This window comes from Vreelandella zhuhanensis, assembly GCF_009793355.1.
GTDB classification, from domain to species: domain Bacteria; phylum Pseudomonadota; class Gammaproteobacteria; order Pseudomonadales; family Halomonadaceae; genus Vreelandella; species Vreelandella zhuhanensis.
Map to the genome: position 1 here is coordinate 467154 of NZ_WTKP01000001.1, position 20522 is coordinate 487675.

Genomic DNA, 20522 nt, shown 5'->3' on the forward strand with positions numbered 1-20522 from the left:
CATGAACATAACTTTCCTGCAGGAGCTCTTCAGCAGCATCACCCGACGTGATGCCCTACTCAGGCGACGCACCGACGATCGTATTCATTTCGACCACACCCACCTGCTCAAGGCGTGTCACGCACTTCTGAACAGCGACGGCGAGGCATCCAGTATCGCTCTGGCCAGCCGCGTCCTGGCTATCTATGCGCGGCTCGACGTCACCGAGAAGCAGCGCTTCTTCGAGCGACTGACCGTGGAGTTCTCCGCCGACCCCGAGCGCGTCGACACGGCCTACGCCGCCTACCGGGACTCGCGCGACAACCGCGACCTCCAGGTGCTGTTCGATGCCTGCGAACCCAGTCGCCAGGAATTGCTGCGCCGCCTCAACCTCACCAGCGGCGGGACCCACGAGATGGTGCGCATGCGCGAAGATCTGCTGGGGCTACTGCGCGACAATCCCGAACTCAGGGCCCTGGATGCCGACTTCGCCCACCTGTTCGGCTCCTGGTTCAACCGTGGCTTTTTGGTACTCAAGCGCATCGACTGGAATACTACCCCGGCAGCGATACTGGAGAAGATCATCCGCTACGAGGCGGTTCACGAGATCCAGGACTGGGACGACCTGCGCCGACGCCTGGATTCCCGCGACCGCCGCTGTTTTGGCTTCTTTCATCCAGCGCTCGGCGACGAGCCGCTGATCTTCGTCGAGGTGGCGCTGCACAAGGGGTTGCCGGACCAGATCCAGGCGATCCTCGACAGCGACACCCACGATATCGAGGACGCCGAGGCCGCCGACACCGCCGCCTTCTTCGGCATCAGCAATTGCCAGACGGGGCTTCGCGGCATCTCCTTTGGCAACTTTCTGATTAAACAGGTCGTGCAGGAGCTCAAGCAGGAACTGCCCGGTTTGAGATATTTCGTCACCCTGTCGCCGGTGCCCGGCTTCCGCCAGTGGCTGGAGAGCGCCTATCGCGGCGACGACAGCCCCCTGGAGCCCGAGGCACGGGCGCTGCTGGCCCAGCTCGACGACCCTGGTTGGCCCGATGATCCGGAGCGCTCAGCCAAGCTGCGCGAGCTTATCATGCCGCTGGCCGCTTACTATCTGCTTCACGAGAAGAACGCCAAAGGGTTACCGCATAATCCCGTTGCCCGCTTCCACCTGGGTAACGGTGCCGAGTTACATCGCCTCAACTGGCTGGGCGACACCTCGCGCAAGGGCATGCAGCAGTCCGCCGGACTGATGGTCAATTACCTCTATGTGCTCGAGGAGATCGAACGCAACCATGAGCAATACACCACCAACGGCACGATCGCCCGTTCCTCAGGCGTGCGCGACCTGAGTCGCAGGGCCCGCAAGCTGCTCAAGGGAGACACCGTCAAATGAACCATAACCTCTTTGCTACCTTCGCCCGCCGGATGCAACAGCGCGGCGACGCTGATTTCATCACCACCCGCGAGGCACGCGGCTACTCCTATGCTCAGGCGCTGGCGACCACCGCTCATCTAGCCGCTGCCCTCTCCGAGCTGGGGGTAACCCCGGGAGACCGGGTGGCGGTGCAGGTCGACAAGAGCCCGGAGACGGTCTTGCTCTATCTCGCCTGCCTACAGGTGGGCGGTGTCTATCTGCCGCTCAACACCGGCTACACTGGGGAGGAGATTCGCTACTTCCTCGGCGACGCCGAGCCGGCGCTGTTTGTCTGCCGCCCGGGTAGTCTCGACGAGGCCCAGCGCATTACCGCCGAAACCGGCTGTCCCCAGGTGGCGACCCTGGGCAGCCATGCCGACGGCAGCCTGATGGAGACCGCCGCTCATGCTGAGCCTCGGGAGGCGATCGAGCCCCGCGACGCCAACGACCTGGCGGCGATCCTCTACACGTCTGGCACCACCGGGCGATCCAAGGGCGCTATGCTCACCCATCGCAACCTCGCCTCCAACGCCGAGACGCTGGCCGAGGTGTGGCGCTTCACCGAGACGGATCGGCTGATCCATGCGCTGCCGATATTCCACACCCACGGCCTCTTCGTGGCCTGCAACGTCACCCTGATGGCGGGCGCCAGCATGCTCTTCCTGCCCAAATTCGACGTCGAGGTGATCTTCGAGGAACTTCCCCGTGGCACAGTGATGATGGGGGTGCCGACCTTCTATACTCGGTTGGTGGCCGACGATCGCCTTACCCCTGAGGCGACCGCCAACATGCGTTTGTTCATCTCCGGCTCGGCCCCGCTCACCACCGAGACCCACCAAGCCTTCGAGGCGAAGACCGGCCATGCCATCCTCGAGCGCTACGGCATGACCGAGACCAACATGAACACCTCCAACCCCTACGATGGTGAACGTCGCGCCGGCACCGTGGGCCTGCCACTTCCGGGAGTAGAGGTTCGCATCACCGACCGTGAGACCCATGAGGAGCTGCCCCAAGGCGAGATTGGCATGCTCGAGGTGCGCGGCCCCAACGTCTTCACCGGTTACTGGCGCATGCCCGAGAAAACCCGCGAGGAGCTACTTGAGGACGGTTTCTTTGTCACCGGCGACTTGGCGATTGTCGACGAGCACGGCTATGTGCACATCGTCGGCCGCGACAAGGACTTGGTCATCTCAGGAGGCTACAACGTCTATCCCAAGGAGGTTGAGCAGGTGATCGACGAGCTCGACGAGGTGGAGGAGTCCGCGGTAATTGGCCTGGCGCACCCCGATTTAGGCGAGTGTGTCACCGCTGTGGTGGTACCGCGAGCAGATGCCCAAGTGGACGAGGCCCGAGTGCTCGACTTCCTGCAGGGCCGCCTCGCCAAGTACAAGCAGCCCAAGCGGGTCTTTTTCGTCGACAGCCTGCCGCGCAACACCATGGGCAAGGTGCAAAAGAACCAGCTGCGCCAGCAGTTCCAAGATACCTACCGCTGAACCGTCGAGGCTTTCCCCATGCCCCACCTACCGGATGTTCAAGGAAATGGGGCTGGCGCCGGTGGTGCCCAACGCCGCGGCCCAGAGCCTCCACTCGCTCGCCTTGCTGTTGAGCGAGACAGTCCTGGTGCAGAGTCACGTCATAAGCCAAGCCATGCATGGCATATGGACTGTTGACGTAGATGGCCTCTGTCGCAAAAAAGTGGCTCAATACGTTTAGGTCAAGTGGGCTGATTTAGCGGCGCTTACCTTCAATAGCGCTGCACTTGGAACTTGAGGCCGCTTTGCTTTCACCCCTTTGCGCTCACCAATAAAAGGGCCGCCGATCATAGATCGGCGGCCCTTGATATTACCCTTTCAGTACGCCGGCATGGCCGGCGCCTGGATCAGGCAGACTTGGCAGTCTTGGCGGTGGTATTGATAGTGTCAGCCGCCTGCTTGACGTTGCTCTCAGCAGCCTTTTGGGTCTGCTTGACGTTCTCTTCGGTCAGCTTCTGGCTATCCTTGACGAAGTCCTGCTGCAGGGCCACGACCTTCTCGGCATCGCCCTTCAGGCGCTCGGTCAGGTCCTTGGCGACTTGCTGCTGGCCTTCCATGTACTCGCGGAGGCCTTCGGCATCCTTGACGTTCATGAGGTTGCGCAGCTGCGCCAGGCTAGTCTCGGAATAAGCCTTGACAGCGTCCTGCTGGGCGTTGACCAGCTTCTCGGTGTAGTTCACGGAAAGCTCGGCGTAGGCGCGAGCCGGACCGGAGAACATGGATTCGAATTGATTGGTGATCTGCTTGGTGTCAAATGCGTTGGTCATGATGAGAACCTCCGGGTTCTGAATGCGATGGAACGGGAGATCCCGCTCTGTTGCAGTGCACAATAGCAGGGTTTTTTGTGCAGTGCAACATTTTAGAAGACAGGGCGTGAGAACCGCGACATTTCGAATGAAGGGACGAGAAATAAAAATTGCCCTGCGGGCAGGCTAGAAAACAGGACAATGGAAACAGGTATGGGGCAAGGCCTCCTGGCCATATCGAGCGTATCCTTGCCCGTCACCCCATGTCGCCAAGGTAACTCCCCTAACCCAGGAGCAAATTGATCTAGGTTAAGTTAGCCGTGCTCAAAAATTCAAAGTCGCTCTGAAATGACTCAGATCAAGAAAAGCCTCGCCTCACCTGCCTGGAATTCAAGATTCGCGCCTATCGTGAATTTTTAAGGCAGTTTCCGGCTTCCAGATTGAATATTTATACGCTCACGATCCTCGGTGGGTTGCTTGCGCAATCCAACCGTGCAATGTCTGTGGTCCACAGCCAATTTTGGGCGCAATCGACTTCAAGCGCGCTTACCGCAACGACATCCTGATTCGCAGGATTACGAGCACGAGGTATTCAGCGTGCTGTTCCTGGATAGCCAGGGCCAAAAGCGATCTTTTAGCACTTCTGCATATGTGTCAAAACTCTTCTATAATCACTCATTAATACCACTATTTTCAGGGCTAATTTACCTTTCTGGGGCCATCCTAAATCTTTCACCTAGGAGCGATGCTGTGCAGGCGAAAGCTCGTGACTTCACTTCCCCTTGACCGAGACGAGCTTGATTGCCTGTGAAACGTGCACTTAGCCCTTTGTAAGCTGGCTCTGACGCTCGGAAACACCTTTCCAGTTGAAATACAGATACTGGAGCCCATTTCCTGATTATCAATCCCCATTCACATCGACGCGGCACTAAAAGGAAGACGTCATGGTTAATTCGACGAACAAGCTTGAAATCAGAATCCAAGACACACTGATCAAGGATATTAAACGTCACCGAGGCTGGTTTACGGGCCTGGGCATCGTTTTTCTGCTACTCGGCATCGCGGCGATGATCTTCCCTTGGGTCGCGGCGCTGTCCATCGATATCATCGTCGGTCTCTTATTGCTCGTCGCCGGTATTGCCCAGATGTTGCAGTCATTTTCCATTCCACGCTGGAGAGGATTCCTACTAAGCATTGGCTTGTCAGCGATTGCGATCATTGCAGGCGCGCTGATGGTTTTTTTCCCACGGGCAGGTGTGATGACACTGACAACACTCGTGATGCTCTTTTTTCTCCTGTCAGGGGGGCTCAAAACCATTTTTGCGCTACAAGTCAGACCGGCCATTGGCTGGGGATGGATTCTATTCAGTGGTTTGATGTCATTGGCTCTTGGGTTTCTCATTCTGCTGCTATTTACTGAGGCGCTACCCTGGGTTCTTGGCGTGCTGTTAGGCGTCGATTTCATCGTCACTGGGGTCTGGATGTTGGCACTAGCCGCCAATGCTAAAAAGATTTGATAATGAGCCACTCCAGCCAGCAACTCTGCTCCTGAATTCATAGAATAACCGCGGCACTTTGGACCACACGGTAGAGGCAGGAGGGTCAGCCACCACACGGCTATCCCCTACGATGAAGTTGCTGTCTTCATGGCCGAGCTCCAAGGCGCTGCAGTTCCTGATCCTGACGGCAACGCGAACTTCGGAAGTTCTGCGCACGGACTGGCCAGAAATCGACCTCGAGAATGCCACTTGGACCATCCCAGCCGAGCGCATGAAAGCACGCCGCGAGCATAGAATTCCACTATCTACTCAGGCAGTGTCACTGCTTTAACTTGCCGCGGGTGCAGGGTAATTTGTACGTATCCACCGGTGCACAGATTGGTAAACCCTTGTCGAATATGGCGATGCTACAGTTGATGCGTGATATGGGGTATGGAGTCGGGGGGTAATCGTGGTGAATATGTGCCGCACGGCTTCCGCTCTAGCTTTCGTGACTGGACCGGTGAAATCGCCAGCTACCCCGCGACGTCTCAGAAATGGCGCTGGCTCACACTATAGAAAACAAGGTGGAAGCAGCTTACCGGCGCGGTAATCTGTTCGAGAAGCGGCGGGCGATGATGCAGGAGTGGGCGGATTACATTGCAAACTAGACAGACTTTGCATGAGCCAAGGGATGCTCACTCCTCTGATCGAGGCTAATGGCCAACCGCAGTACTTCGTCCGCGCTGAAAGCATCGAAGTCTTCAGCGTGCTCGAGCTCCGGCCGGCCCTTTGCCAGGGTTCCGGTCTTATCGATAATCAGGATGGTTACCTTCTTGAAGTTCTCGATCACAGCCGCAAATCGGAACATGAGCCCCCTATTAGCATCCTTGCCAGTGGCGATTATCACCGTTATGGGTGTGTGGTCAGTCCGAGTACGTAAGGGCAAGCTATGATCAGCACTGCCTACTCTGGTTCGTACCTATACCAATCGAGACATCCGGCGTTCAAACCCTGCTGAAGAGAAAAGTGTAGCTCTGCTGTAATGAGCGCTCCTGGTTCCGCTAATTCTGGTTGCCCTTCTTCATCCGAAGCTAGCCTCATCGTCAAACTTTCTGCTGTGAGTCCAGATGCTTATCAATTGATCAACAAGAGATTATCCATTAAAAGCCCGGTCACTTGGCCGAGCTTTTTGTCTTTCTCTTTATTTTTTACAAAGTAATCTTTTGATTCTGAAAACTTTTTACGCCTCAGGTACAAAAACATCCATTATTTCCGTGGCCTCAGCTAGAAATAACGGATTCCAACAAAAACCGATGCCAGCTATCAGCACTACCTGCCGGATATTTCGCCGCTGTCATAGTCCTGATCATCATCAGGATCCGAGCCAGGTTCGCTCGAGGTGGCGCGCTCAAAGTTGCGTGCGGCCTCGATGGCTTCGGGCTCGTTGTCATGTCGGGAAACCTCGGCGGGTCCATTCGGGTCACTCACGTCAACAACACGCCACCCCGACACCAGTATGCTGTCATCTCGCTCTTCCTTGATGGGTTCGACACGTGCCGTGCGAGTCATAACACCTCCTTGACCAATACTCCTTCTTTGTATAGCCCAAAATGGCGCTATGTAAACACCCTGGGCCGCTCCAAATCTTTCATGTGTTGAAGATGCTCACCGAGTAACACTCTTTTCCCGAACAGTTGCTGCAATGCATTACAGCCCAAGGCCAACTCGACATCGACGTTGTCGAGGCCGTAGCGCGCTCAGCTTGTGTGCAGATATGCCCTCGCTGGCCTCTTCCAGCGCCTCGTCGGCGAGTGCATACCACAGCTGCAGGGCATACCACAGCTGCAGGGCATACCACAGCTGCAGGGCATAGATCCGCAGCATGCGTTCCAAACCGATGGGTGATCGACCCCACTACCTGCCGAGTTGGGAAATAAAACAGCGACAGCACCTCTATCAATCGTTGCCATGGGACCAATTCATCTATTGTCAGGCTCAATGTCTTGCCTATTTCAGTCAGCTTTTTATTCTCGGAACAATCGTTCATGTCGTACATGAATGACCCATCAACTTTAATGGAATCAAGCGGAAACTTCTTCAACCTGGATAGTGCAGTGCTTAGTCAGGCATTGCCATCGGCCCGGCCTGGTCTTCGAAACCGCTCTAGGGCCCCGTTCAGATGGCAAGTCATGGCAGCCTTGGCCCATTCATCGTTGCCCGCTTGCAAAGCCGCGATGATCTCCTGATGCTGTCTGACGCTTTCTTCCATCTCGTCGCGACTATAAATGAAGAAGCCACTTACCATGGGAAGATGCAGCAGCGTGCGGGCAAACATTCGAAGATATCCCTGCCCCGAGGCGTCAAAGAGTCCCTCATGGAAGCTCTTATTCGCCTCGGCGATATCTTCTATCCGGTCGTTGCTTTTTCCGTCAATTGCTTTTCGCATCCTGACGTTCGCCGCGATGATGGTGTCGAGCTGTGTGGCAGTGATATGACATGCAGCAAGCGCTGCGGCATGGCTTTCGAGCAGAATTCTCAGTTTGAATATGTCCTCGGTATCCGACTTCTGCCACCCCGTAACTGTTGCTCCCCGGCTTTTTCCTTGGCTTAGCAGGCCCTCGGAGATCAGTCGTTGAAAGGCGTTCCTGACCGGGGTACGGCTAACGCCGAGCTCTTCAGCCACTACTTCCTCACGCAGATGCGTACCCGGTTCGTAGTGGTTCACCATGAGCTGACGCCGCAGCGTTTGGTAGACACGTTCGCCAATTTTCATTGCAATATCCGAATTATGTATGCCTTGAGCCGCGACAGTTTATCCGTTGCCGTAGATAGGTGACTCGGCTATGAAGAGCTGAGCCCGGGTCGATTACAACTCAGAGGAGAGAAGATTGACGCTGGATAGTAACCGACCGTACATCAAGCATCCAGAGTCGTATTGGTTTGCAGCGGCGCTTATCCCCCGGCAGCCGGGGGACAGAAAGGTAGCAGGAAAGGGTTACTGTGGGGACGGGCCGTTACTCCCGCGAGAGGTGCGTTGCTTCTTGAAGCGCTTCCATATCGGCACAAGCACTGTCACCGCGATCATGGTGATGATGATCCATGAAATCCAGCTCTGGACCAGGTAGTCAAAGGAGCCTCCGGATATCAGCAGGGCACGGCGCAGTGATTCTTCAGCCATGGGACCCAGGATGACGGCGAGCACTGCAGGCGCCGTGGGTATGCCAAGCCGCTCCATCCCAAAACCGAGCAGTCCGAAACCGAGCATCAACCAGACTTCGAACATACTGTTGTGGATCGAGTAAATTCCGACGACTGCCAGGCTGATGATCATGGGCGCCAGAAGCGCGGGAGGTGCCTTGAGGACGTGCACAAAGGCTCGAGCGCCAAGACGCCCGATCACGAACATCAGGATCGCGGTAACGAGCATGCTCAGCATGAAGCCGAAAACGATTTCAGGATCGTCCCTGAACAGCTGCGGGCCCGGGCGCAGGCCATGAACCAGTAGTGCACCGAGAATGACCGCGGCGACGGCACTGCCGGGAATGCCAAGCGTCAGTGCAGGGATTAGGGTAGCAGCCGTGTCGGCGTTGTTGGCGCATTCCGGCGCGGCCACCCCTTTGGGCTCTCCCTTACCGTAACGGTCATTGTCGGGATCGGAGCGGCGCTGCTCGTTCCAGGCCAGTACAGCAGCAATATTACCGCCGAGTGCGGGAATGATGCCCACCACGACTCCCAGTATCGATGACTTGATCCAGACCGGAATGAAGGAGCGCCAGCGAACCTTTTCCTGGACTTTGTCGAGCTTGGCTCCTTTCTGGCTGGTCATGCTGTTTATTGCCAGATCGATGGCAGGCGGAATGGCAAAAAGACCTGTTAGAAGGACGATGATGTTAATGCCGCTCAGCAATTCAATGTTGCCGAAGGAGAAGCGTTCCGCGCCTGTCATGGCATCTATTCCGACAATACCGACCACCAGGCCAAGACAGGTGCTGAGCAGTCCCTTGACAGGATTGCTGCTCAAGAGAACAGCGATGGCCGTCATGCCGAACAGGGCCAGCCAGAAATAATCCGCAGGGCTGAATTTCAAGGCAATGGCGGCCAAGGGTGGTGCCAGGGCCAGGAGCGCGATAGCACTGACGGCACTGCCGATGGCGGATGATACCAGCGAAATCTTGAGTGCCAGAGGTGCCTGGCCCTTCTGGGCCATTGGATAGCCGTCAAAGACCGTGGCGATGCCAGCTGGCGTGCCGGGTATCCGCAGAAGAATGGCCGGTATGGAGCCACCGTACATGGCACCATTGTAGATACCGGCAACCATTCCCAGAGCGACCAGTGGCTCCATAGTAAAGGTTAGAGGGATCAGTACCGCGATGCCCATCGTGGCAGACAGTCCCGGGAGGGCGCCTACCATGATGCCCACTGTCGTGCCGATGACCATGGCAATGATGACATTGACCGAAAATATCAGCGGGAGTGCTGTCAGTATGTTGTTGAATATATCCATTAGTTGGTACCGACAAGTTGGAACAGAAGCTCGTCAGGCAGCTGCACCTGCAAGACAAGGCCGAACAGGAGATAGAGAAGGACGACAAAGATGACGGGTGCGCCGAACAGGACGGGTGTCTTTCGGTATCCCAGCAGCAATGTCACCGCCGGTATGAACAGCAAGGTGGCAGTGAAGTATCCTAGAAAAGGAATCAGCACGATATAGGCAATCGAAAGACCGATGAACACTGAAAGCCTGGGCAGGTCCGTTCCCTTTTGCGAAGACGCGCTTCCTTCCTTTCGCCACTGCAGGGCACTCTGGAACGCCCAAATCAGCGCCAGAAGAAAGCCAAGCGCCATGACTGTCTTGGGCAGGTAGCCCGAAGGCCCTGCATAGCGTATTGCTTCGAAAAATCCAGCGATACAAAGTCCGCTCACGAGCAGTGCGCACAGCAGCTCTATCAAAGGCCTTGGCATGGTAGATTCCAGATATCAATGAAGGAAAAGGGGAGCATGCCGGTCGAGTCGGCATGCTCCGCTTCAGGATTATTGGTTCTGTGACCAAGGCTGTTCTTCCCAGAGCTCCTTCAGTTCAGCATTCAATGTCTCCAGCTGCGAGCCAAACGCTTCTGGTCCCTGGAATGCGAGAGGCAGACCCTGCTGCATGGACTTTTCCTGGAACTCGGGATCAGCGACGGCCTTGGTCACTGCTCCGCTCAGTGTCTCGAATACCGCTTCCGGCATGCCGGCAGGCGCGCCGATGCCGCGATGCGAACCCATTACCACGTCATAGCCAAGCTCTTGGAAGGTCGGCACCTCAGGGGCATTTTCCCACCGTTCTTCAGCCATTTGCCCAAGGATATGCAGATTGCCTGCTTCCATATCGTCGACAGACTCGCTGATGTTCATGCTTGCCATCGTGATGTGTCCACCGAGGGTGGCAGCGCGCAGATCTGCAGCTCCGGGGAAGGGGATGTGTCTCAGCTCGATGCCCGCCTTGCGCTCGAAGGAGAGCACGGCCAGGTGGTCATCCGAACCGATTCCGGTGGTGCCGTAGGTGACGGTGCCGGGATTTGCCTTGGCTTCCGCGACCAGCTCTTCAAGTGAGGTGATATCGCTGTCGGAGCGGACGCTCAGGGCGCCGGCATCATAGACGATCTGTGCTACCGGGTCGATATCTTCCAAGGAGTAGCGCGCTTCTCGCTGGATGGGAATAGCCAGCATGTTGGGGATGTTGATAAAGCCGAAGGTGTAGCCATCGGGATCCGCCTGGGCGAGGGCCGTGAAGCCAATTTCGCCACCGGCGCCCGGACGGTTCAGCACCGTGATGGACTGGCCGAGATGCTCCTCGATGTAGGGTGCCAGGGTGCGTGCTGCGACATCTGTTCCACCGCCGGCGCTATAGGCGACGATCATGGTGACTGGGCGCTCGGGATATTCGGCCCAGGCACTGCCCATGGTGGCGGCACTCAGCAGACCTGCAGCAAGCCAAGTGATCGGCATCTTTGTTTTCATTGGAAGTATACCTTGTGGTTATGTGTGGGCATCCAATTATTGGATACAGAGAACATTGTATTGAAGCTTCCGATGTGTCAACAGAAATACCCATCTGTCAGCCACTCACTCCTTCTTTTAATAAAATAAATCAACAATATCATTATATTGTGATTTGTTATCCTTTGGTATTATGCGCATTTAAGTATTATTGATAAAAATAATCTTGCCTGACCGGCACCTCCAATGTACTTTTTATGTACTCTAATAGATCGTTTAATGACCACCATGCAGGCTGCATTCATGAGCGCTTGCATCCTTTGTCGAGGGTCGTGGCAGGCCACGGGTGATGGTTGTCAATACGTTATGACGAGGGGCATGGCAGGCAGTGCCGCTAAAGCCTCTCGCTTGCCTTCATGAAAACAGGAGTACAGGAGATGACCGGATCCGACAGCGGTGGGCGATTCACCGTGCATGTGCTGGAGCCTATCCACGAAGAGGCTCTTGCTCGGCTTCGCGCCAAGGTGAATCTCGTGACTGCGGAAGATGCATCCATCACCCGGTGGCACGAAGCGGCCGATGCCATCATCGTTCGCAATCATCCGGTAGATGAAAGCGATATCAGGCGAGCCAGGCACCTCAAGGTGATCGGCAAGCACGGCGCGGGCACCGACACGATCGATATCGAGACTGCGGCAAGCCTGGGCATACCCGTGGTATCGACGCCGGGTGTCAATGCTGCCTCCGTTGCCGATTTGGCGCTTGCCATGGCGTTGTCACTGGCACGGGATCTGACGGGGCATACCCTCGCTCTTCAGAGGGGAGCACCGCTCACCGGAAAGCGTCGTGTGGGCTATGAAATTGCGGAGTTGCCGGCCGGCATCATCGGGCTGGGGGCTATCGGCAGGGCCGTGGCTGCACGCCTTCAGTTCGGTTTTGGCGCTGAGGTCTCGGCATACGATCCGGGCATTCCCGCGGATGCCTGGCCTGAAGGCATCAAGCGAGCCGAGACCCTCGAGGAGCTTCTGGCAACGACTCGGCTTCTGTTCCTTCATGTCGGATTGAACGAAGCGACACGCAACATGATCAGTGTCGAAGAACTCGCGATGCTGCCCGAAAACGCTTTTCTGGTGAATTGCGCACGCGGCGGCGTTGTCGATGAAGCGGCTCTTGCCGAGGCCCTGGCTCAGGGTCGCCTCGCCGGAGCGGCCTCGGATGTGTTCGTGGAAGAGCCCCCCTCTCCCGATCTGCCGCTCCTTCAGCAGCCGGGATTCGTGGCTACTCCCCATGTCGGCGCCTCGACCCAGGAAGGTCTGCGACGGACCGGTCATGAAGTCGTCGGCAAGGTGCTGGATATCCTCGGCCTCGAATGAGACAGGGTCCCTATCTTTCTTGATTAAGTTCAGAAAAAAACATGCGCAAAAGCGCGGAATACAGCCACATGGCAGGTAATGAACCGATGAACATTGGATTTCGTGTACTGAAAAGAAGAGAGGCGGTCGCGCCTGAACTGGCAAAAGCATTCGACGATGTTCCTGTCGCCAATGTCAGTGATTCAATGGCAAGAATGACGTCGGCCGGAACCCGCTTGCGTCCCTATCACGGGGGTGGTCGCAGGCTGTCGGGAGCGGCACTGACTGTCAAGTCACGCCCCGGCGACAATTTGATGTTTCACAAGGCGCTGGACATGGCTGAGCCGGGTGACGTCATTGTCGTCGACGCTGGAGGTGATCTGACCAATGCCATGATGGGGGAGCTGATGGCTCACCACGCAGCGGCACTGGGACTTGCCGGGATCGTCATCAATGGTGCCATCCGTGATCTGGATGAGATCCGACAGCTAGGACTGCCTGTCTATGCAGCCGGTGTCACCCATCGTGGCCCCTACAAGGACGGCCCGGGAGAGATCAATATCCCTGTTGCCATCGACGGCATGGTAGTGATGCCCGGTGACCTAATCATCGGTGATGAAGATGGCGTGCTCTGTGTTCCACAAGCCCAGGCCGAGGAAATCCTCGTGGCGGCTCAGGCGAAGCAGAGCGCCGAGCTGAAAGAACTAGAGCTGATACAGGCAGGACGAAGCGATCGCAGCTGGATCGACCAAACGCTTGCACAGAAAAACTGCAGTTTCGAGTCCTCCTAGGGCCAACATGGGTAGCCATAAAAAAGCCGCAGGCCAGTGCCACCATGCTTTCGTAGTTTCGCTTGAGCTTATCGTAATGCGTCGCGGTTTTAATCGGGCAAATGCATTCTCGACCAGATGACGATAACGATAACGATAACGATATAATTCTCGGCCTAACCCCTCATTTCCTTTTTTCGAGTTGCGCTTGCGTGGAATCACGGAGCGCATTCCTTTTACTTCGATCTGCTCGCGGATACGCTCGCTTTGATAACCTTTGCAGCGCACCACTCAATGGCAATTTGTCGATCAGCGCCGAGCCTTCCTTGCTGTCATGCGCTTCGCCTACCGTGAGCCTGAAGGCAATAGGAAGCCCGTAAGCATCAACTGCCAGATGAATCTTGCTGGTATTTGATGGCCTAAGCATCGTCACTGGCCGCGCCTGCGATGTGCAGATGCGTCTTGATGTAGATGCCATTGATGAAGAGCCATGCGACATCAGGATCTTCCACCAAAGCGTTGAAGATAGCCGTCAACTTGAGACCAATGATGCCTGCACAAATCCGGTGCCGGTCATAAACTGTTAAAAAGTGATGTGACCAACTCCGGACATTTGGCCATTAGTGCCATAGCATTTCATAGCTCAGGAGGCCGGTTAAAGAAGCGTATAGCAGGGAAGCGGGCGTTGAAGCAGCTCAGTCCCTCACTGACGCGGCAGTACTTCACTTAGGACTCCCAGACAAGCGTCGATTTCGTCGACACTATTGTAGTGCGCCAATGAGACTCGTGTGACCGCCTTCAGCCCGAGCGGACGCAGGATATTACCTGAGAAGACATCGTCGCTTCGAGCATGGACACGGATGCCCCGCGCACCAAGCTCGGAGACGATACGCTTGGCTTCGATCCCCTCAACGGCAAACGACACCACCCCCTCGCGCTGCGGCGCATCCGCTTGGCCAATCAGATGTAATCCGGGATAGTCGCAAAGCCCTGGCAGGCCTGCACCACCATGCAGCAGCCGGTTGACCAGGGCGCGCTCATGGGCTTGCATCGCCTGGCCGGCTGCGAGCAGGCGAGCACGGCGTGGCACTTCATCGGTAAAGTGCGCGCCGAGCCAGTCGAGATAGTCGACCATCATGCTGACACCGACCAGGGCCGACGGGTCGCGGCTGCCCAGCTCCCAGGCATCGGCTGGCTTTCCAGAGAGACGATCATGCTCAATCACGCTCAGCCGACCTGAGAGCCAGGCATAGCCGTTGTTGAAGCGGCAGTATGCCTTGTAGGGCGAGATGACGTAGGCATCGACACCATAGTCATCGACGGCCAGGAAACCATGTGGCGCATGCTGGATACCGTCGACGATAATCATGCACTCCGGGGCCACGGCACGAATGGCCTGTACGATCTCGGCGATGTCCATGCTCATGCCGGTGACCGGACTGGTATGCAGGATCGTGGCAATGCGGGTATCGGGACGCACGCAGTCGGCGTAATGCGCCGCCGTCACTAGGCCGGTAACAACATCGAAGGGCACCTCGATCCAGTCGCGCCCCGTGCGTCGCGCCCACTGCGCCGCGGCATCGAAGGTCGCCGGGTGCTCCACTGCGCTGGCAAGGACGCTGCCGCCTGCCTCGACGGAAAGCGCCGCCGCACGAATCACCCGGAACAGGCACTCGGTGCCTGACTCGCCGCCGAAAATCACCCCACCACTGGCGCCAAAGAAGGTAGCCAGATCGTCACGCCCCTCGGCCACGATCGCCGACATGGCGCGGGAGGCCGGGTTATCGCGGTGTTCGTTGTCAGGAATGCCAGCGACCTCTGCGCCACGTGTCACCACAGACTCAAGCGTCAACGAGCCACCGGCATTTTCAAAGAAGATCCGCTTGCCGCTGTAGGGGCAGATATCGACGTGCAGGAAACGCTCCCGCACCTGGGTCAGCAGTTCTCCAGTAAGGAAGGTCCCTTCTGCCGGAAAGGGGTTCAGGGGAGTTGGCTTCAGTGTCATGTTGATATCTCAAGTGTCAGTGATATGGATGCCCTGGTTCGCGAAAAGGACGTCAGAATCAGCGCTGGAGCTTTCGGCGGCGCCACTGGGTCCAGAGCGGATAGGCCAGCGCCAGCACCACCAAAAGGCACAGCGTCAGTGACAGAGGGCGGGTGAAGAAGGTGGTGAGGTCCCAGTGGGAGATCTGCATCGAACGGCGGAAGTTGACCTCGAGGATCGGCCCCAGGATGAGAGCAATCACCAGAGGAGCGGCCGGATAGCGCCAACGTTCCATGAAGTAGCCCACCACCCCGAAGCCAATAGCCAGCCAGACGTCGAAAACCGCGTTGCGGAGCGCATAGGTGCCTATCACGCTGAACACCAGGATCATCGGCCCCAGCACTGCCCCCGGTACCTTGGTCACCACCACCAAATAACGACATACCCAGAGACCCAGAATCGCAAACAGAACGTTGGCGAACAGCAGCGAGAGGATCAAGGTATAGGTGGTCTCGGCATGGTCGGTGAACAAGCTCGGCCCCGGAATCAGGCCATGAATGGTCAGCCCACCGACGAAGACAGCCGTGACCGCATTGCCGGGAATGCCCAGCGTCAAGGTGGGAATCAGGGTGCCACCGGTCACGGCGTTGTTGGCCGATTCCGAGGCGGCCACCCCTTCCAGCTCTCCCTTCCCGAAGCGCTCAGGGGTCGGCGAATGACGTCGAGCTTCGTTGTAGGAAATGAAGGAAGCGATGCTGGTCCCCGCACCGGGCAGGATACCCACCACCGAACCAATCACCGAGGAGCGCAGCATAGTGCGCAAACTGCGCCGGACATCGTGCCACAGCGGCAAACTGCGCCCCTTGAGCTTTTGCTCATTGCCTGTCAGCACGCCACCGCCAGCGGGCACGCAGAGGTTGAAGGCCTGGGAGACCGAAAACAGTCCGATCAGCACCGGCAATAGCGGCACTCCATCGAACAACTCGCTCTGTCCGAAGGTGAACCGCTGGACACCGGTAAAGGCATCCAGTCCCACAGCCGCCAACACCAGCCCCACCGCTGCCGTAAGAACACCCTTGAGCGGACGATCCGACGCCACACCGACGATGGTCACCAGCCCGAAGATCGCCAACACGGTGTACTCCTGGGGACCGAAGGCCAATGCGACCGTGGAGAGAGGGGGGGCAATCGCGATCAACACGATCACACTGAACAGCCCACCAAAAAGTGAGCCGAGTGTCGCCATGCCCAGCGCTTCCCCTCCGCGTCCAGCCTCGGCCAAGGGGTAGCCGTCGAGCGCAGTGGCGATGGAAGCGTCAGTGCCTGGCGTGCGCAACAGGATCGCGGTCACGGAACCGCCATAGACGGAGCTGACGTACACCGCGCCAAGCAGGATCAGCGCTAACTCTGGTGGCATGTTGAAGGTGATGGGAATGCACAGCGCAACGCCCATCGTGGAGGAGAGCCCCGGCAGCGCGCCGATGGTCATGCCAGCCAAGGTGCCAAGAATCAGTGTCAAGAGAGCCATCGGCGCCAGCACGTTGCCGAGGGCGGGAAGCAATACATCCATGGAGAGTCTCTCGGAGTGATGTCGACTGACGTTAGTCAGTCAGCCAACCAGCGGGCAGCGGGACGGCCAGAAGGTACACAAAGACCACGTAGATCAGGACGGAGAAAGCGATGGCGATCATCAAGGCCGCCGCCCATCGCAAGTGACCCAGCCACCGCAGGCTGGCAAGCAGGAAGAGCGGCAGCGCCACAAACGTGCCGACGGTCACCATCAGCCCCAGCAGTCCCAGAATACATAGGCACCAGATGGTGAAGCGGTGCCAAGGCAAGGAGGGAGGTAATTCGTCGGGGGGCCGGCTGCGCAAGGTGTCAAGACCAATCCCCATACAAGCCAGAAGCCCTAGCGTGGCAGCGATCGCGGGGAAGAGCCCCGCGTCGCCGCGCATCCCCAGGCCCACGACCACCACAGCGCCACACAACACGCCCACCAGCATGGCCACACTACGATCGATAGTGTCGAGGGTCATGGAGCGATCCTCCTTCTAGTGGCCGTTTACTGTTCGATCCAGGGATCTTTTTCCCAGAGCGACTTCAGTCGATCATGGCTATCGTTGATGAAGTCGACGTAATCCTGCCCGTAGATGGCATTGATCGGCATGTTGAGCTGATCCATCTCTGCACGGAATTCCGGATCCTCGACAACCTCACGGGTAACGGCCAGAAGCATGTCATAGACCTCCTGGGGCACGCCGGCCGGTACGGCGAAGCCGCGGGACGCCGCCGCCTGGACGTCATAACCTTGTTCCTTGCCGGTAGGCACGTCGGCAATGGGCTCGACCCGCTCGTCGGACCATACCGCCAGGCCACGCACCTTGCCTTCCTGGATCTGAGAGGCCGCCTCTGACATGTTGCCTTCGAAGGCCGTGATATGACCGCCTAGCAGCGAGGCAGTCGCTTCGGCATTACCGTTGTAGGCCACGAAGCTGAGGTCGATGCCGGCTTCCTCGGCGAAGTTGAGCGCCGCAAGGTGATCATCACCGCCAAGACCCTCATGGGAGATGACGACCGATTCCGGATCGTCCTTCACCGCCCCAACAAAGTCATCTAGGGTCTGGTAAGGACTGTCGGCAGCGACCGCCAGCACGCCCGGATCAGTGATCACGTTGGCCAACGGACGGATCTCATCGAGGGAGTAACCGACTGTCTCTTCGCGAGTGAACGGATAAACCTCCACCACCGGCGAGTTGATAAGACCCAGGGTGTAGCCGTCCGGCTCTGCGTTGGCCAGGTGCACCCAGCCAATTTCGCCGCCTGCTCCGGGCCTGTTGACCACCACTATTCGCTCGCCAAGCTCTTTCTCGGCGTATTTGGCGAAGATCCGCGCCATGGTATCGGTGCTGCCGCCAGCACCGAACGCAACGATCATCTCGATCGGCTTGGAGGGGTAGTCTACCGCCAAGGCCGAGGTACTCAGGCCGCCCACCAGGACCGTCCCGGCCGCTCCCAGCACTATCGTCCGCAACAAATTGGATTGCACCCTCATCGCCTTACTCCTTGTTACTGTTATGTTTTAGAGCTTCCAGGTCGCTTGCCGTGGTGCGTAACCTAGCTTGATGCTACAGAACACTAACCACTTAAAAGCATTTTAAACTTTCAAAAAAGCGAATAAAATTCATATATTATAAGTCGTTTTATTCATTTTTAGGTGACCCATGTTGACTCTCAAACAAATCGAGACTTTCATCCAAGTAGTCGAGCTAGGCACTTTTGAACGCGCCTCCCAGCGCCTCAATGCGACACAGTCCACCGTTTCCAAGCGCATATCTGAGCTAGAGCAGGCCACTGGACTACAACTCTTCGACCGCACGCGCCGTAACGCAAGGCTGACTACAGAGGGCGAACAGTTGCTAGAACTAGCCTACAAGACAACTGAAAGTACGAAGCGAATCCTCGAACTCAACAACAAACCTGAAGGCACGCTCCATCGTGTACGTATCGGCTTCACCGAATTGGCTGCCCTGACTTGGCTACCGGGCTTTCTACGGAATTACACCACCGAGCGCCCTGACATCCGGCTGGACATCACCATCGATATGAGCCGTACCCTGTATCAACAGTTTCAGGATGGTGAGTTGGAACTGGTAGTAATACCGCAGATCCCAGAGGCCTTTGCCCAACCGGGTGTGGAAACGCGGCTGCTGGAGGAAGTGGAGATGGCCTTCATGGCTAGAGAGGGCTTAGTGAACGGCCCTCGCCCCATACCCATAGGGGCGCTGGAGCGCTACACTCTGATCAGCCAGGGCAAACGCTCGGGGTTCGCGCAGGATGTCAATCGCTGGCTTTCTCATCAGGGCATGACCGCTGCCATCCAGACAGCCGATAACTTGCTTGCTCTCGTTGGCCTAGTGACGGCGGGACGTGGCATCAGCGTGCTACCAAAATTCTGCGTACAGCGTTTTGCCCAAGAGCAGGGACTAGAGACCCTAGACACGATGCCTCAACCGCCCATGATTGGTTATTATGCGCTGTATCATAGTGGGGTACGTATCTCGCTGCTTGAGGAGCTCGCCCTTCGCCTTTTCGATGCAGCTGACTTCACCCGCCCCTTTTTTGCTTCAGAGAAGCACTTTATTCGTGGCTGAATTACAAGCTATCCGGTTTAACCCATAAGGATTGCACATGACGCGATAGCATAGAGCCACGCGCTTTCTTTCGAGAAGCGCCGTGACTCCATCTGAGTTATTTTTTTATCTGCTTTCGGCCAAAAGCGATCTTTTAGCACTTTCTGATGCACACCCAGCCCTTCTTTACCACACCGTATTTAAAGTCCGCTTTACCGGAGCAAATCACATATTTTGAACCATCCTAAGTATTCCATCCTGGGAGGGCCCATCCATGGATACCACCTCCATCACTCGCGGCGCGCCTTGGAACAAAGGTAAGCTGGTCGGGCAAAAAGTCCCTTCGTCTTAGAGGCATTTAGGCAATTCCGCTTGAGTCAAATCAAATCAGACTTTTAGTGTCTATTCTACAATGACTTAAAACACATGTCTGAGCTTGGCGGCTAGGCTGAGTGATGACAGAGTCCGTTTGCTACTTTTCCAGAAGCCATGTCAACGCTCATATGCTGTCCAAGCACTATTCCTTTATTTTATAAGGAAGTCGAATGAAAACACCGCGCAATTACTCAGGAATCTCGACTCTCAACCACTGGATCACCGCCCTGTTGGTGATCACCATGCTCGTATTAGGGTTTGTGGCCGCCTACGCACCCGGCGAAAACACAGGGCGTTATGTCATGAGTGTTCATATCGCCCTAGGTTTTTTCGTTTTCTGGTTCATCCTCTGGCGAATGACCTATCGTCTCTATGAGGGCTTCCCACCCAACCAGGGACGCACACGACTGGAGTCTCAGGTGGCCTACTGCGTGCAAGTCGCGATGCTGTTTGCACTGGTTCTACAGGTGATAACCGGTCCTCTGTACATTTTTACGGAAGGTGAAGCCATCAATGTGTTCGGTTGGTTCCGTGTTGCTCTGCCCTTGGAATCACTTGAGGTGCTGCATGAGCCGGCTGAAACCGCCCATATCATGCTGGGTATTTACGTGTTGCCCACCCTCATAGCCCTGCATTTTCTGGGAGCGGCCAAACACTATCTGACAAAGCGTCAGGAGACACCTGCGGACCTTTCTTAAAAACGTGATACGTCTCACTTATAGGCTCTTCGACGTTGGGTGTGGAATTCGTCCCCTGAGCTGGGCCAGAATATGACCTCCACAACGG

General features: G+C 56.8%; 19 protein-coding genes and 1 pseudogene. 8 read left to right on the forward strand and 12 right to left on the reverse strand.

Annotated features, from left to right (window positions below):
- Position 1 precedes the first annotated feature (1 nt).
- Positions 2-1366, forward strand: coding sequence for a malonyl-CoA decarboxylase (locus GPM19_RS02155; protein ID WP_160417208.1), 1365 nt, complete (start codon positions 2-4; stop codon positions 1364-1366).
- Positions 1363-2880: a malonate--CoA ligase gene (locus GPM19_RS02160; protein ID WP_160417209.1), complete on the forward strand. Its 1518-nt coding sequence runs from the start codon at positions 1363-1365 to the stop codon at positions 2878-2880. Before GPM19_RS02155 ends, GPM19_RS02160 begins: the two co-directional genes overlap by 4 nt.
- Before the next feature lie 386 nt (positions 2881-3266).
- Here the strand turns inward: GPM19_RS02160 and GPM19_RS02165 are convergent, their stop codons facing one another.
- The gene (locus tag GPM19_RS02165; RefSeq protein ID WP_160417210.1) at positions 3267-3686 is read right to left on the reverse strand and encodes a phasin family protein; all 420 of its coding nucleotides are present in this window, start codon (positions 3684-3686) and stop codon (positions 3267-3269) included.
- 923 nt (positions 3687-4609) lie between these two features.
- Here GPM19_RS02165 and GPM19_RS02170 point away from each other — a divergent pair.
- Both GPM19_RS02170 and GPM19_RS15330 read left to right on the forward strand, forming a co-directional pair.
- Entirely contained in the window at positions 4610-5182 is a 573-nt protein-coding gene (locus GPM19_RS02170; protein WP_160417211.1) for an HdeD family acid-resistance protein, read from the forward strand.
- A 112-nt stretch (positions 5183-5294) separates the two neighbouring features.
- Positions 5295-5495, forward strand: coding sequence for a tyrosine-type recombinase/integrase (locus GPM19_RS15330; RefSeq protein WP_227842066.1), 201 nt, complete (start codon positions 5295-5297; stop codon positions 5493-5495).
- 315 nt (positions 5496-5810) lie between these two features.
- Here the strand turns inward: GPM19_RS15330 and GPM19_RS02180 are convergent, their stop codons facing one another.
- The 6 genes from GPM19_RS02180 to GPM19_RS02205 all read right to left on the reverse strand — a co-directional run bounded on the left by GPM19_RS02180 (position 5811) and on the right by GPM19_RS02205 (position 11146).
- Positions 5811-6014: a hypothetical protein gene (locus tag GPM19_RS02180; protein WP_160417212.1), complete on the reverse strand. Its 204-nt coding sequence runs from the start codon at positions 6012-6014 to the stop codon at positions 5811-5813.
- A 461-nt stretch (positions 6015-6475) separates the two neighbouring features.
- On the reverse strand, positions 6476-6715 hold the full coding sequence (locus tag GPM19_RS02185) for a hypothetical protein (RefSeq protein WP_160417213.1): 240 nt from the start codon (positions 6713-6715) through the stop codon (positions 6476-6478).
- Positions 6716-7268: 553 nt separating this feature from the next.
- Positions 7269-7919 (reverse strand): GntR family transcriptional regulator, encoded by a 651-nt coding sequence (locus tag GPM19_RS02190; RefSeq protein ID WP_160417214.1) that lies wholly within the window; start codon positions 7917-7919, stop codon positions 7269-7271.
- 222 nt (positions 7920-8141) lie between these two features.
- Positions 8142-9650: a tripartite tricarboxylate transporter permease gene (locus tag GPM19_RS02195; RefSeq protein ID WP_202114633.1), complete on the reverse strand. Its 1509-nt coding sequence runs from the start codon at positions 9648-9650 to the stop codon at positions 8142-8144.
- Positions 9650-10108 (reverse strand): tripartite tricarboxylate transporter TctB family protein, encoded by a 459-nt coding sequence (locus GPM19_RS02200; RefSeq protein WP_160417215.1) that lies wholly within the window; start codon positions 10106-10108, stop codon positions 9650-9652. Before GPM19_RS02200 ends, GPM19_RS02195 begins: the two co-directional genes overlap by 1 nt.
- A 69-nt stretch (positions 10109-10177) precedes the next feature.
- Positions 10178-11146 carry a tripartite tricarboxylate transporter substrate binding protein gene (locus tag GPM19_RS02205; RefSeq protein ID WP_160417216.1) on the reverse strand — a complete coding sequence of 323 codons (969 nt, stop codon included), beginning with the start codon at positions 11144-11146 and terminating at the stop codon, positions 10178-10180.
- A gap of 416 nt (positions 11147-11562) precedes the next feature.
- On the opposite strand from GPM19_RS02205, the gene GPM19_RS02210 reads away from it, so the two are divergent.
- Positions 11563-12498, forward strand: coding sequence for an NAD(P)-dependent oxidoreductase (locus GPM19_RS02210; RefSeq protein WP_160417217.1), 936 nt, complete (start codon positions 11563-11565; stop codon positions 12496-12498).
- A gap of 68 nt (positions 12499-12566) precedes the next feature.
- The gene (locus GPM19_RS02215; protein ID WP_227842068.1) at positions 12567-13268 is read left to right on the forward strand and encodes an RraA family protein; all 702 of its coding nucleotides are present in this window, start codon (positions 12567-12569) and stop codon (positions 13266-13268) included.
- 6 nt (positions 13269-13274) lie between these two features.
- On the opposite strand, the pseudogene GPM19_RS15335 reads toward GPM19_RS02215, so the two are convergent.
- From GPM19_RS15335 to GPM19_RS02240, 5 genes and pseudogenes are all read right to left on the reverse strand, one after another.
- Positions 13275-13786, reverse strand: a pseudogene (locus GPM19_RS15335) (IS5 family transposase); the annotation flags it as partial.
- A gap of 164 nt (positions 13787-13950) precedes the next feature.
- On the reverse strand, positions 13951-15252 hold the full coding sequence (locus GPM19_RS02225) for an aminotransferase class V-fold PLP-dependent enzyme (RefSeq protein WP_160417219.1): 1302 nt from the start codon (positions 15250-15252) through the stop codon (positions 13951-13953).
- A gap of 58 nt (positions 15253-15310) precedes the next feature.
- The gene (locus GPM19_RS02230) at positions 15311-16801 is read right to left on the reverse strand and encodes a tripartite tricarboxylate transporter permease (RefSeq protein WP_160417220.1); all 1491 of its coding nucleotides are present in this window, start codon (positions 16799-16801) and stop codon (positions 15311-15313) included.
- Between the two features lie 31 nt (positions 16802-16832).
- Positions 16833-17267: a tripartite tricarboxylate transporter TctB family protein gene (locus GPM19_RS02235; protein ID WP_160417221.1), complete on the reverse strand. Its 435-nt coding sequence runs from the start codon at positions 17265-17267 to the stop codon at positions 16833-16835.
- A gap of 26 nt (positions 17268-17293) precedes the next feature.
- Entirely contained in the window at positions 17294-18283 is a 990-nt protein-coding gene (locus GPM19_RS02240; RefSeq protein WP_160417222.1) for a tripartite tricarboxylate transporter substrate binding protein, read from the reverse strand.
- Positions 18284-18452: 169 nt separating this feature from the next.
- Between GPM19_RS02240 and GPM19_RS02245 the strand changes: the two genes are divergently transcribed.
- The gene (locus GPM19_RS02245; protein ID WP_160417223.1) at positions 18453-19382 is read left to right on the forward strand and encodes a LysR family transcriptional regulator; all 930 of its coding nucleotides are present in this window, start codon (positions 18453-18455) and stop codon (positions 19380-19382) included.
- Between the two features lie 524 nt (positions 19383-19906).
- Entirely contained in the window at positions 19907-20434 is a 528-nt protein-coding gene (locus tag GPM19_RS02250; protein ID WP_160417224.1) for a cytochrome b/b6 domain-containing protein, read from the forward strand.
- Positions 20435-20522 lie beyond the last annotated feature (88 nt).

Excerpts from the sequence above, each read along its gene's own strand:
- GPM19_RS02155 (WP_160417208.1), top strand. The coding sequence starts at position 2 with ATGAACATAACTTTCCTGCAGGAGCTCTTCAGCAGCATCACCCGACGT.
- GPM19_RS02160 (WP_160417209.1), top strand. The coding sequence starts at position 1,363 with ATGAACCATAACCTCTTTGCTACCTTCGCCCGCCGGATGCAACAGCGC.
- GPM19_RS02165 (WP_160417210.1), bottom strand. The coding sequence starts at position 3,686 with ATGACCAACGCATTTGACACCAAGCAGATCACCAATCAATTCGAATCC.
- GPM19_RS02170 (WP_160417211.1), top strand. The coding sequence starts at position 4,610 with ATGGTTAATTCGACGAACAAGCTTGAAATCAGAATCCAAGACACACTG.
- GPM19_RS15330 (WP_227842066.1), top strand. The coding sequence starts at position 5,295 with ATGAAGTTGCTGTCTTCATGGCCGAGCTCCAAGGCGCTGCAGTTCCTG.
- GPM19_RS02180 (WP_160417212.1), bottom strand. The coding sequence starts at position 6,014 with ATGTTCCGATTTGCGGCTGTGATCGAGAACTTCAAGAAGGTAACCATC.
- GPM19_RS02185 (WP_160417213.1), bottom strand. The coding sequence starts at position 6,715 with ATGACTCGCACGGCACGTGTCGAACCCATCAAGGAAGAGCGAGATGAC.
- GPM19_RS02190 (WP_160417214.1), bottom strand. The coding sequence starts at position 7,919 with ATGAAAATTGGCGAACGTGTCTACCAAACGCTGCGGCGTCAGCTCATG.
- GPM19_RS02195 (WP_202114633.1), bottom strand. The coding sequence starts at position 9,650 with ATGGATATATTCAACAACATACTGACAGCACTCCCGCTGATATTTTCG.
- GPM19_RS02200 (WP_160417215.1), bottom strand. The coding sequence starts at position 10,108 with ATGCCAAGGCCTTTGATAGAGCTGCTGTGCGCACTGCTCGTGAGCGGA.
- GPM19_RS02205 (WP_160417216.1), bottom strand. The coding sequence starts at position 11,146 with ATGAAAACAAAGATGCCGATCACTTGGCTTGCTGCAGGTCTGCTGAGT.
- GPM19_RS02210 (WP_160417217.1), top strand. The coding sequence starts at position 11,563 with ATGACCGGATCCGACAGCGGTGGGCGATTCACCGTGCATGTGCTGGAG.
- GPM19_RS02215 (WP_227842068.1), top strand. The coding sequence starts at position 12,567 with ATGGCAGGTAATGAACCGATGAACATTGGATTTCGTGTACTGAAAAGA.
- GPM19_RS02225 (WP_160417219.1), bottom strand. The coding sequence starts at position 15,252 with ATGACACTGAAGCCAACTCCCCTGAACCCCTTTCCGGCAGAAGGGACC.
- GPM19_RS02230 (WP_160417220.1), bottom strand. The coding sequence starts at position 16,801 with ATGGATGTATTGCTTCCCGCCCTCGGCAACGTGCTGGCGCCGATGGCT.
- GPM19_RS02235 (WP_160417221.1), bottom strand. The coding sequence starts at position 17,267 with ATGACCCTCGACACTATCGATCGTAGTGTGGCCATGCTGGTGGGCGTG.
- GPM19_RS02240 (WP_160417222.1), bottom strand. The coding sequence starts at position 18,283 with ATGAGGGTGCAATCCAATTTGTTGCGGACGATAGTGCTGGGAGCGGCC.
- GPM19_RS02245 (WP_160417223.1), top strand. The coding sequence starts at position 18,453 with ATGTTGACTCTCAAACAAATCGAGACTTTCATCCAAGTAGTCGAGCTA.
- GPM19_RS02250 (WP_160417224.1), top strand. The coding sequence starts at position 19,907 with ATGAAAACACCGCGCAATTACTCAGGAATCTCGACTCTCAACCACTGG.